Origin of the sequence: Halochromatium salexigens, assembly GCF_016653295.1 — a bacterium.
Lineage (GTDB): Bacteria > Pseudomonadota > Gammaproteobacteria > Chromatiales > Chromatiaceae > Lamprobacter > Lamprobacter salexigens.
The window spans coordinates 26,310-37,667 of record NZ_NHSF01000053.1; the positions used below are offsets into that span (position 1 = coordinate 26,310).

The 11,358-nt window shown below is 66.4% G+C and carries 8 protein-coding genes and 1 pseudogene; 8 read left to right on the plus strand and 1 reads right to left on the minus strand.

The features are described 5' to 3' along the window. Positions 1 to 33: 33 nt before the first annotated feature. The 7 genes from CCR82_RS08135 to CCR82_RS08165 all read left to right on the plus strand — a co-directional run bounded on the left by CCR82_RS08135 (position 34) and on the right by CCR82_RS08165 (position 8,490). Positions 34 to 981, plus strand: a complete 948-nt coding sequence (locus tag CCR82_RS08135) for an alpha/beta fold hydrolase (protein ID WP_242513346.1) — start codon at positions 34 to 36, stop codon at positions 979 to 981. A 96-nt stretch (positions 982 to 1,077) separates the two neighbouring features. After that, on the plus strand, positions 1,078 to 2,514 hold the full coding sequence (locus tag CCR82_RS08140) for an isochorismate synthase (protein WP_338073140.1): 1,437 nt from the start codon (positions 1,078 to 1,080) through the stop codon (positions 2,512 to 2,514). Then, entirely contained in the window at positions 2,511 to 4,502 is a 1,992-nt protein-coding gene (gene menD / locus CCR82_RS08145; RefSeq protein ID WP_201244899.1) for a 2-succinyl-5-enolpyruvyl-6-hydroxy-3-cyclohexene-1-carboxylic-acid synthase, read from the plus strand. Before CCR82_RS08140 ends, menD begins: the two co-directional genes overlap by 4 nt. A gap of 147 nt (positions 4,503 to 4,649) precedes the next feature. Then, entirely contained in the window at positions 4,650 to 5,498 is an 849-nt protein-coding gene (gene menB, locus CCR82_RS08150) for a 1,4-dihydroxy-2-naphthoyl-CoA synthase (RefSeq protein ID WP_201244909.1), read from the plus strand. Positions 5,499 to 5,558: 60 nt separating this feature from the next. Further along, positions 5,559 to 6,485, plus strand: coding sequence for a 1,4-dihydroxy-2-naphthoate octaprenyltransferase (gene menA, locus CCR82_RS08155; RefSeq protein ID WP_201244901.1), 927 nt, complete (start codon positions 5,559 to 5,561; stop codon positions 6,483 to 6,485). 163 nt (positions 6,486 to 6,648) lie between these two features. Beyond that, the gene (gene menC, locus CCR82_RS08160; protein WP_201244902.1) at positions 6,649 to 7,764 is read left to right on the plus strand and encodes an o-succinylbenzoate synthase; all 1,116 of its coding nucleotides are present in this window, start codon (positions 6,649 to 6,651) and stop codon (positions 7,762 to 7,764) included. Between the two features lie 60 nt (positions 7,765 to 7,824). Then, entirely contained in the window at positions 7,825 to 8,490 is a 666-nt protein-coding gene (locus CCR82_RS08165; protein ID WP_201244903.1) for a DUF3782 domain-containing protein, read from the plus strand. 41 nt (positions 8,491 to 8,531) lie between these two features. Here CCR82_RS08165 and CCR82_RS08170 read toward each other — a convergent pair. After that, a pseudogene (locus CCR82_RS08170) lies at positions 8,532 to 10,106 on the minus strand (AAA-like domain-containing protein). 160 nt (positions 10,107 to 10,266) lie between these two features. On the opposite strand from CCR82_RS08170, the gene CCR82_RS08175 reads away from it, so the two are divergent. Continuing rightward, positions 10,267 to 11,124 (plus strand): alpha/beta fold hydrolase, encoded by an 858-nt coding sequence (locus CCR82_RS08175; RefSeq protein WP_201244904.1) that lies wholly within the window; start codon positions 10,267 to 10,269, stop codon positions 11,122 to 11,124. The last annotated feature ends 234 nt before the right edge of the window (positions 11,125 to 11,358 follow it).

Here is an 11,358-nt window from a genome sequence, read left to right on the forward strand (position 1 = left end):
ACTTCCGCCACTCTAAAGTATTAGGTGAATCCCATGTCCGTACTCACGGGAGCGCGTGTCGATGACGGCTTCGGCCAGCACAGAAGGGGCGACGAGGCACCGATGCGCCGGCAGGTCGAACTGCCCGAGGCCTTGGAGGCCACGCGCGATTGCTTCGCGACCTCGCATCTGAAAGAGATCAGTTATTACGTCGGCGGGCCCGAGGACGGCCCGCCCTTGGTGCTGCTGCACAGCATCAACGCCGCCCCGAGCGCCTTCGAGATGAAGCCGCTCTATGATCACTATTGCGCCACCCATCGGGTCTATGTGCCGGAGCTGCCCGGCTTCGGCTTCTCCGATCGCAGTGATCGGCCCTACTCGCCGGAACTCTACGCCAACGCGATCATCGCCTTCTTGACCAACGTGGTGCAGAAGCCAGCGCAGGTGATCGCCTTCTCGCTCAGCAGCGAATTCGCCGCGCGCGCCGCGCTGAGCGCCAGCGAGCGCTTCCTGAGCCTGACCCTGCTCTCGCCGACCGGCTTCAGTGCGCGCAAGCTGCCCTCCGGCGGTGTCGGCCGGGCGATGCATGGGGTCTTCACCCTGCCCGGACTCGGCCAGGGGCTGTATCAGTTGCTCACCAAGCGTCCGAGCATCCGCTACTTCTTGCAGCGCAGCTATGTCGGCGAGCCGCCGGAGGTGATGGTCGATTACGCTTATGCGACCTCGCACCAGCCCGGCGCGCGGCACGCGCCCTATCGCTTCCTCGCCGGTCAGTTGTTCACTCGAGACGCGTCCGAGACGCTGTACGACAAGGTCGAGGTGCCGGTGCTCGTGCTCTACGATCGCGATGCCAATGTCGGCTTCGATCTGTTGCCTGCGTTCGTCGCCAATCACGCGAACTGGACGGCGGTGCGCATCGAGCCGACGCTGGGGATTCCGCACTGGGAGCGCACCGCCGATTGCGTCGCGGCGCTGGACGCCTTTTGGGCGGAGCAGGGTTGAGGCCAGGGCGGCCGGCGTTGCGCCGCGCGCGCTTCGGGTTCCGGCGCCAGCGCCAGCTTGCCCCGGCCAACGCGGCAGGGCGGCTCATGCCAAGCCGTGCCCGACCTCGGGACGCGCGTTGACGTGCTCGCTCCACGGCAAGTGCTCGAGCAACTGAAGGCCAGGCTCGCCGAGGGCATCGAGCGCCTGCCGCTCGCCTCGGCGCGGGGTGCCGGCGGGGAGGCGGAGCAGGACCTGGTCTCGCTGCTGCTCGCGCTCCCGCGCGTGCCCAGCTCACTGCCGCAGCTCGCCGGGGCGCAGTTCCAGTTTCGTCATGTGCATCGCGATGAGCTGCGCGCCGGCTATGGCACGGCCGCCGAATGGCGCGCGCAGGGCACGGATCGGCTACGCCATCTGGCCGCCTCGGGGCGGGCACTGCGTGCTCACTGGTATCGGGCCGATCCCGACGAGACCGGCTTCGAGGCCTTTGCCATGCTCGGCTTCGCGGCCAGCCCCGATCCGTCGCCGATGATCGAGGATCATCTGCCGAATGCGCTGCTCTGGGTGCCCGAGATCGGCGTGCGGGCCAGCGAGGGCGCGGCCGCGCTGGTGCTCTCGGCGCCCCGCCCGAGCACACCCGAGGCCCTGCTGGAGCGCTGGGGCGCGGCCCTCGATGCGCTGGTGCCGTCGCTCTATGAGCCGGTCGAGGGGCCGCGCATGGCGGCGCGTCTCAGCCGTGAGTTCGCCGAGCCGGATCAGTCGGGTTGGGCGGAGTTGGTCGAGGCGGCGCTGCGGGCAATCGAGGCCGATTCCCTGCAGAAGGTGGTGCTCTCACGTCGTCTGGATGTGACCGGTACGCGCCGTTTCGATGTCGATCGGCTGCTCGGCGCGCTGAGCTGTTTGTTCCCCTCGTGCCAGGTGATCAACCTGCGCCGCAACGGCTCGAGCTTCATCGCCGCGACTCCGGAGCGTCTGCTCCGTCAGCAGGGCCGCGCGCTCGAGGTCGATGCGATCGCCGGCACCGCGGATCGTGACCAGGATACCGCCGCCGATACCGCCCTCGGCGAGGCATTGCGGGCCTCGGACAAGAATCTGCGCGAGCATCGGTTCGTGATCGATGCGATCCGCGAGGCGTTGCAGCCCTGTTGCAGCGACATCCGCGCGCCGGCCAAGCCGCAACTGATGCAGTTGAGTAATGCGCAGCATCTCTGGAGCCCGATTCGCGCCCATGCCGAGGCGGGTGTCGATCTGTTCGACCTGGCCGAACGGCTGCATCCCACGCCCGCCACCAATGGCCAGCCTCGACATGAAGCGAGCGCCTGGTTGCGCCAGGGCGAGCCATTCGAGCGCGGCTGGTACACCGGCGCTGCCGGCACCCTGGAGCCCGATCTCAGTGGTGAGCTGTGGGTGCTGCTGCGCTGCGCGCGCGTCTGTGGCAACCGCGCCGAACTCTACGCGGGCGCAGGCATCGTCGCCGGCTCCGATCCCGCGACCGAGTGGGATGAGACCGAGGCCAAGCTGCGCGCCATGCTCAGTGCATTGCAGTACGCATGAGCCAGTCAGCGCCGCAATCGCCGGTCTCGAAGACGTCGACCGGTTGCCTCAACCTGCGCTGGGCCTCGGCGCTGCTCGAGGGCATGGTCGCGGCCGGGCTGGAGCAGTTGGTACTCTCGCCCGGCGCGCGTTCGACGCCGCTGCTGATCGCCGCACAGCGCCTCGAGGCCGCCGGTCGGCTTCGCTTGACGCCGATCCTGGACGAGCGCAGTGCCGCTTTTTTCGCCCTCGGGCTGGCGCGCGCGACCTTGCGCCCGGTGGCGCTGCTCGCCACCTCGGGCAGTGCGCCGGCGCATTGGTATCCGGCCGTGATCGAAGCCTCCGAGGCCGGCTTGCCTTTGTTGCTGCTGTCGGCGGATCGCCCGCCACGGCTGCACGGCTGGGGTGCCAATCAGACCATCGATCAGACGCGGCTGTTCGGCGCCTTCGTGCGTGCCTTCCATGATCCCGGCCTGCCCCAAGCGGCGCCAGCGGCGCTCAAGGCACAGTACGCGCTGGGCCGTCGCGTGGCGCTGGTCAGTTCCGGCAAGCGGCCGGGGCCGGTGCATCTGAATCTGCCGTTCGACGAGCCGCTCGTGCCAGAGGCCGATTGCGCCGAGTCCCTGGCTGAACCGGTGATCGCGGCTTCATCGGATCCTCGCGCCGAAGCGACGGTACAGCCCCGCGATCCTGAGGCCTCGGGGCCGAACGTCAGAGCGACTAGCAACGCGATTGCGCCGAGGTATCAGGCAGGCCTCGGCACGCTTGGCAGGGAGGGTCTGTGCTTCGATTGGCCGGCCGGCCGGGGGCTGATCCTCTGCGGCCCCGGCGCCGAACCGCGCACGCCGGTCAGCATGGCCACGCGGCCGAGTCTGTCGCCAGCCCTTTGGCATTGCGCCGAAGCCCTGGCGCTGCCTGTGCTCGTCGATCCACTCTCCGGGCTACGCGGCGGCGCGCTCGACGAGACGCGTATCAGCCCCTATTGCATCAGTGCCTATGATGCTTTCCTGCGCAACTCCGCCGTGGCGCGCGCGCTGCGCCCGGACTGGGTGCTGCGCCTCGGGCGTGCGCCGGTTTCGAAGGTGCTCGGCCAGTGGCTCGAGGGCGTGCCATCGATCCTGGTCTGCGAAGCCGGCCTCTGGTCCGACCCGAGCCATGACGCGCGCTTCCAGCTCGAAGCGCCGGCCGCAGCGGTCTGCGAGGCGCTGCACAGACAGGGCTTAGTCGACCCCGATCCCGAGTGGCTGGCGCGTTGGCGCGCTGTCGAGCGCCATGCTTGGCGGTTGGTTGACGCCAGCCGCGCTCAGGCAGACCCATGGGCTCGATCTGGGCATTCGGCGCAAGTGACTGGAGCGGCGCGGGCGGCTCAGGCCGGCACCGATCAGGCCGGCACCGATCGGGCCGAACAGGCGCCGATAGGGCCCTGGAGCGAGGCGCAGGTGATTGCCGCGCTGAGGGCCGTGATCCCCGACGGCGAGGCCCTGTTCTGCGCCAACTCGATGCCGATCCGCCAGCTCGATACCTGGTGGCGCGCCGGCGGGCGGCGGGTGACACTGCTCGGTAATCGGGGAGCGAGCGGGATCGATGGCTATCTCTCGACCTTGGCCGGACTCACTCAGGCGGGGCTGCCCTGCTGGGGGCTAGCAGGGGATCTCTCACTCTGCCACGATCTCAGTGGGCTCTTGTTGATGACGCGGCTCGACCGTCCGCTGCTGGTGCTGAATAATGGCGGCGGCCATATCTTCGACTATCTGCCGCAGCGCGAACTGCCCGATTACGAGCGCCTTTGGCAGACGCCGCAAACGCTCGACCTCCAGGCGCTGGCCGCGCTCGGCGGTGTGCGGCACTGGCGGGTCGAGAATGGCGATCAATTGGGGCGCGCCCTGGGCGAGATTGGGCTGGGGTCGGGTCTGATCGAATGCCGGATCGACCCCGAGGCCAGTCGCCGTGCGCACCTGGCCTTTTGGGAAGAGATGCGGCTTGCCGACTTCCCCGAAGCGCTTGACTGATGCCAGCCATGCGTCACGCGGCACCGGGTCGCCAACAGGGGCGAGCAGCCTCGGACCTTCAGGGGTCACTGACACGAAGGCGTCCATCGCGCGCCTTGACTCTGCCTTGAACGCGCCTTGACCAAGAGTAAAAAACAGCAATTCACGATGAACGACGAGCAACAACAGCACCGACCGATCACCTGGGAGGCCGTGACCGAACCCGGCTATCAGGACATCCTGATGCATCGCGCCGAGGGCATCGCCAAGCTCACCATCAATCGTCCCGAGGTGCGCAATGCGTTCCGCCCGGAAACCGTGCTCGAGCTGATCGACGCCTTCCATCGCGCCCATCTTGACCCCGAGGTGGGCGTCATCATCCTCACCGGTGCCGGCGAACTGGCGTTCTGTTCCGGTGGTGATCAGCGCATCCGCGGCGAGGGCGGCTACCGCGATGCCGCTGGCACCGAGCATCTGAACGTGCTCGAGCTGCAGCGCCAGATCCGCACGCTGCCGAAGCCGGTGGTGGCGATGGTGGCCGGCTACGCGATCGGTGGCGGCCATGTGCTGCACCTGATCTGCGATCTGACCATCGCCGCCGAAAATGCCCGCTTCGGCCAGACTGGGCCCAAGGTCGGCAGCTTCGATGCCGGCTTCGGCGCCGGGCAGATGGCGCGCACCATTGGCCTCAAGCGCGCCAAGGAGATCTGGTTCTTGTGCCGCCAGTACGATGCTCAGGAAGCGCTGCAGATGGGGCTGGTCAACACGGTGGTGCCGCTGGCCGAGCTGGAGGCGACCACGGTCGATTGGTGCCGACGGATGCTGCATCACTCGCCGACCGCGCTGCGTCTGCTCAAGGCCGCGTTCAATGCCGACAGCGATGGTCTGGCCGGCATCCAGGAGCTGGCCGGCAATGCGACCGGATTGTTCTACCAGACCGCCGAGGCACAAGAGGGCCGCGATGCCTTCCTCGAGAAGCGCGCGCCGGACTTTGGGCCGTTTCGACGCCGTCCATGATCGCTGTCTTCGAGGGGCCACTGATCGGCCTCTGAGCGCAAGATCCTTCAGGCAATCGTTATGGAATCGACTCGTCAAACATCGGTGCCAGCGAGCGGCGTCTCCCCGCCCAGCGCGCGACTGCGGCGCTGGATCGAGGCCGCGCGCCCGCGCACCCTGCCGCTGGCGCTCTCGCCGGTGCTGGCGGGGTTGTTCCTGGCGATGGCCCAGAGTGGACAGTTGGCGTTCTTCACCGCGCTGGCGACGCTGCTCGCGGCGGCGGGTATCCAGATCGGCACCAATCTGCACAACGATGCCGCCGACTTCGAGCGCGGCACCGATACCGCCGATCGGCTCGGGCCGCCGCGTGCCGCGGCACAAGGCTGGTTCAGCGCCACGCAGGTCAAGCGCGCCGCGCATCTGGTGTTCCTGACCAGTTTCCTGCTCGGGCTGCTGCTAGTGCTGCGCGGTGGCTGGCCGATCTTCGCGCTCGGGGTCGCCGCGATCGCCTCCGGCTATGCCTATACCAGCGGCCCGAAACCGATCGCCTATGGCCCCTATGGCGAGTTGTTCGTGCTCGCGTTCTTCGGCGTCGCCGCTGTCGGCGGCACCTATTACCTGCAGACGCTGAACCTGTCGCTGCAGGCCCTCGTGCTCGGCAGCGCGCTCGGGCTGCCAGCGGCGGCGGTGCTGCTGCTCAACAACTATCGTGACTTCGAGACCGATCGCATCGCCGGTCGTCGCACCCTTTGCCATCTGCTCGGCCGCCCGACGGCTCGGCTGGTCTATGCGTTGCTCCTGCTGAGCCCGATCCCGCTGCTGATGCTCGGCGGACTGCGCATGCAAGGCTGGCCACTGCTGCTGGCATTGCCGCTGGCGGCGCTGCTGATCCGCCAGCTCTGGCGCAGCGAGGGTCGGGCGCTGAATCAGCTGTTGGCTCGCACCGGGCAGTACCAACTGGCGTTGACGCTGCTGCTCGGGTTGGGATTGTTGCTCGACGCCTGGTGAGTCTGGGCATCGGAGAAGCCAGTCAGGGGAGAAGCCAGTCAGGGGAGAAGCCAAGCTGAAGTCGCCGCTCGAGAAGCTCTCGGTTGCCGGTCCAAAATGGCTGCTAGGCCGCCGAATGCGGTCTCTTCCCGCAGCTTCTTCGACTCCGTGACTGGGTGCCCCAATGACTCCGCGACTGCTGCTGACACCCTACCGACTCCCCTTGTGCGTGCCCTGGCGCAGCGCGCATGGCCTTCGCCGTGAGCGTGAGGGATGGCTGGTGCAGGCGCATTGGCAAGACTGTTGTGGCTACGGCGATTGCGCCCCCTTACCCGAGGCGGGAACCGAAACCTCGATCGCCGCTGCAAAGCGCTTGTCGACTTGGCTGCGAGATCACGACCAGTCTACCGTGGAGACGCAGCTTGCCGTGCTCGAGCGGCAGATCCCGTCGCCCACGCCAGCCGCTGATGCGGCACTGGAGACGGCCTTGCTCGATCTGTCCGCGCGCCTCTGTGGCCTGACGCTGTCTGAGTCTCTCGTGAGCGGGCAGCGAGAGGCACAAGATCAAGCGCTGAAGCCGGGGTTAGAGATCCAGATCAACGCCGCGCTTGGCGCCGTTGCCGATCTGCAGCCCGAGCGGTTCGACCGGGCGCTGGCCGCCGGCTTTCGGGTGTTGAAGGTCAAGGTTGGAGTGGCGCCGATCGAGCGTGAACTCGAGGCGATCCAGGCTCTCTGCGCGCGGCTACCCGCTGATGTGCGCTTGCTACTGGATGCGAACCGTGCCTGGTCGCTGGCAACGACTGGCAAGCTGTTAGAGGCGCTACGGCCGATCGCGAGCCGGATCGAGTGCCTCGAAGAACCCTGTGCGGAGGCCACTGACATCCAGCTTCGCGTCCTGCAGATGCAGGCCCCCTTTGCGTTGGCGCTCGACGAGTCCTTGCCGGCGCGCGGCTGGCCGCTCGATCCGGAGCAACTGCCGCTGCGCCGCTTAGTGCTGAAACCGGGCGTCATCGGTGGCCTCCGGCCAAGCCTGTCGCTAGCGCGCTGCGCTCAGGCCGCGGGCCTGGAGGTCGTGATCACCAGTCTGATCGAATCCGCCGCTGGACTTTGGAGCAGCGCCCAGCTGGCAGCGGCGACGGGCTCGACGCTCGCGCACGGACTCGCGACCGCCGACTGGCTCGCGGCGGATTTGGGCCCGGCACCTGTGATTCAGGCAGGTTGTCTCCACTTGCCAACTTGTCCGGGAAGCGGCTTCGTGCACACCGATACATCCGCCAACCGCGACGGTTCTCGACGATAGCCGTGCGCCTCGTCAATGGGGTATGTTGTTCGCGATCTTTGCCTCAAAGGACGCACGGCCATGGCCACCTCAGCAGAAGACATCTGGGCGCTGTTCCAGGAAACCGATCGAAAGATTCAGGAGTCTGATGCCCGGTTAACACAGCGTTTCGAGCAGACCGACCGTCAGCTCCAAGAGTCCGACGCCCGTTTAACATTGCGTTTCGAGCAGACCGATCGTCTGATTCAGGAGGCTGATGCACGGTTAACGCAACGCTTTGAGCAGACCGACCGCAAGATCCGGGCGCTCGGCGAGCTGATTGGCCGTCAGGGGAATCGGCTTGGCGAATTCGTGCAGGAGATGGTCCGCCCGGCGGTGGTGGGTCTGCTGCGTGAGCGCGGCCTCCCGGTGCATCAGGTGGCCCCCAATCTGAGCGCTTATGACGACAACGGTCAGCTCCTCGCTGAGATCGACCTGCTCGCGCTCAACGCTCAGGTCGCCGTGGCCGTGGAGTGCAAATCCCACCTCAACGTGGACGACGTCAACGATCACCTGGAACGTCTCGCGACCTTCAAACACTGCTTTCCGCAATACCAGACCTATCAGCTCTTAGGGGCCGTCGCTGGCATGGTGGTCCCGGAGCAGGTCGGGCGTTTTGCCTACCGCAAGGGTCTGTTCGTGCTCGCCCAATCCGGCAACGCGATCGAGATTCGCAATGACAGCCGCTTCCAGCCAAAGACCTGGTAAGCCAGCCCGACGAATCGATTCTGGCCTCTTGTTCGCGACGATCAGGCCCGAATCACCTGAATGCTTCGCCCACCCGGACTGAGCGCCTCGGCGACACTGGTGCGCTCGGCGATCGGCGGCTGTCCACTGCGGCGATCGAAGAGCACCAGCCAGCCGCAGTCGAGCCCTAATCCAGCCAGATAGCCATCGAGCTGCTCCAGCCCTCGCGCGAGCGGATCGGGCCGCCTATCGCGCCAGACCTTCAGCTCGATGCCCAGAGTAACCGCGCCATAACGCAGGCAAAGATCCATGCGCCCGGCGCCGATGGCATATTCGCGCTCCAGGGTGCCACCGCCGTTGACCACCCGATGCAGAAAGGCCATCAGCACCAGATGCGGGGCGATCTCATGATAGGGCGCGCTCTTGAGCAGCGGCTCACCATGCTGGCGCCAGAAGTCGAGGAAGGCCACAAGAAGTGCCTCAAGATCGAGCTAGCCCTGATCATCAAGCCAGGTTGGGCTGATCCGCGGCAGGGAATCCTGCGGGCCCAGCGCCAACATGCGCGGCAGCACTTCCCGGTAGATCGGATTGGCGATCTCCAGGCCACCGCCAACCGAACGGCGCAGCAGTCCGAGATCGACCAGATAGTCGCGATCGTCCAAGGGCACGCTGTCGAGCGACTCGCCGGCCAACATCGGCTCGATGATGCGTCGCACCCGCTCCTCGCGCAGCTTATCGGCCAGTTGATCGAGATGGGTCACACGATTGAGGATCAGATGCTCCTTGGCCGCATCGATCATCGCCGCATCGATCGGTCGCGTGCGATCGCGCCCCTCAGGCGAGCGAAAACAGGCCTGATAGGCCAGCGCGTTGACCAGCCAAGGCTGACCTTGGGTGAGCGTCCAAACCTGCTGCAGCGCTTCCGGGGTGAAGACCTGGCCGGTCTCCTGGGTATGCTCTTGCAGCAGGGTGCAGGTTTCCGCCTCGGAGAAATCGACCAGGCGCAACGACTCGGCCTTGATGTTGAAGGCACTGCCGCCAGTGATCGGCGCCGCCTCGGAGCAGGCATGAATGCGATAGTCGCGCAGATCGCGCACGCCGCAGAGGATGACCGTATTGGGAAAGGCTTGCGGACGCTGGGGGTAGCCGGCGCGCAGTTGGCGCAGCAGGGCGATGAGGGTATCGCCAATCAGGGCGTCGACTTCGTCGAGCAGCAGGACCAAAGGGGTCTGGCTGTTGGCGCTCCAGGTCTCGAGCAAGCCGGTGAGCACGCCATCGATGCCGCGCGCTTGCCAGGCGCGCTCGGTCCAGTCGTGCAGACGCTCATCGCCGATATAGAGGCGGGCCGCGGCCTCGATGGTGCCGCAGATCGTGCGCATGCCGCGCGCCACATCCTCGCGCGCAGTCTGCGCCCCTTCGAGATTCGCATACACTGCCTGGTAACGGCCATCCTGGTTCAGATGCGCCATCAGCGCCAGCAAGCAGGAGGTCTTGCCGGTCTGGCGCGGGGCGTGGAGTAGGAAGTATTTTCTCTGCTCGATCAGCGCGAGCACCTCCTCCAGATCCCAGCGCGTGAGCGGTGGCAGGAGGTAATGCAGATCGACCCGCACCGGCCCCTCGGTATTGAAAAAGCGCATCGCCATACCGTTTCTGTTGACACTGCCCGAGCGTTCAAGAATAGCACTCCCCGCCGGCCCGGCGTGGCCAGACGCACCAGGGACCGCGGGCCGAGGACTCAGACCGGCACCGCCCCAGCCAGCTAGACTCAGCAGCAGCAGACGCTGCGAGCAGCGAGGGATGACCAAAGTGATCAAGCCAATCGGACCAGCACGAACATGTCTCACCGGCGCCTGTCTCTACGGCCCCGACCCGCACCCTGCACTCGCCGAGCAAGGCTTCCGTGCGCTGCGCATCGGTGGCCTAGAGGCCGATCAGGCGCCGCGAAGCCTGCTGCTGCATGGGTTCACCGGCTTGGCCGAAGACTGGCGCGCTTGCTGGCCGTGCACTGAGCCGGCGCTAGCGATCGATCTTCCCGGGCATGGTGGCAGCATTGCTCCCGAGGGTGCGTTCGATGACGCCCTACGCCGGTTGCTGGTCACCCTACCGGCGTCGATTAATCGCATCGTCGGCTATTCGCTCGGCGGTCGGCTCGCGCTCGGCTTGCTGCGGCTAGCACCAGAGCGCTTTGACCAAGCGATGATCCTGTCTGCCCATCCGGGCTTGATCGAGCCTGATGAGCGTGAATCTCGCCGCTTCGAGGACCAACGCTGGATCAGCCTGCTCGAGCAGAAAGGGCTTGATGCCTTTGTTGAAGCATGGGAGCGGCTGCCTTTGTTTGCGTCCCAGGTGGGTCTGTTGCCGGAATGTTTGGCGCAACAGCGCGAGCGGCGCCTGAGCCAGCATGCGAGCGCACTTGCGGCCTCGCTGCGCGTGCATGGACTGGCTGAAATGCCGCCTATGCAGGATGCCATTAGGGATTATCCAGGCGAGCTGCATTGGATTGCGGGTAGCCGGGATCGAAAATTCAGCGCACTGGCGCGCGAGGTCGCGGCTTGGCGTCCAGCGACGCGGCTGCACCTGTTACCAGGTGTCGGCCACAATCTGCTACTGGAAGCGCCAGAGCAGCTGCAGGCCTTGCAGGTGAGGCTCCAATGATCCTCTGCTGCGTGTGGAAAGTGCCTTTTTTCTCAGGCCGGTGTCAATAAACTTTACACGCGAGTAAGCGTTCAGCCCCTCCCCCAGAAACCTTCGCTGCGCACTCAGCACGGCAAATCCGTTCTAACCAGCGGTCGCCAATCGGGCGTCGTGGGGTGGGGAATTTGCCGTCATGCCCAGATAATCGAAGACGCGGCGGACCTTGCGCGCGAGCTTATCGATGGTCGCAGCCAC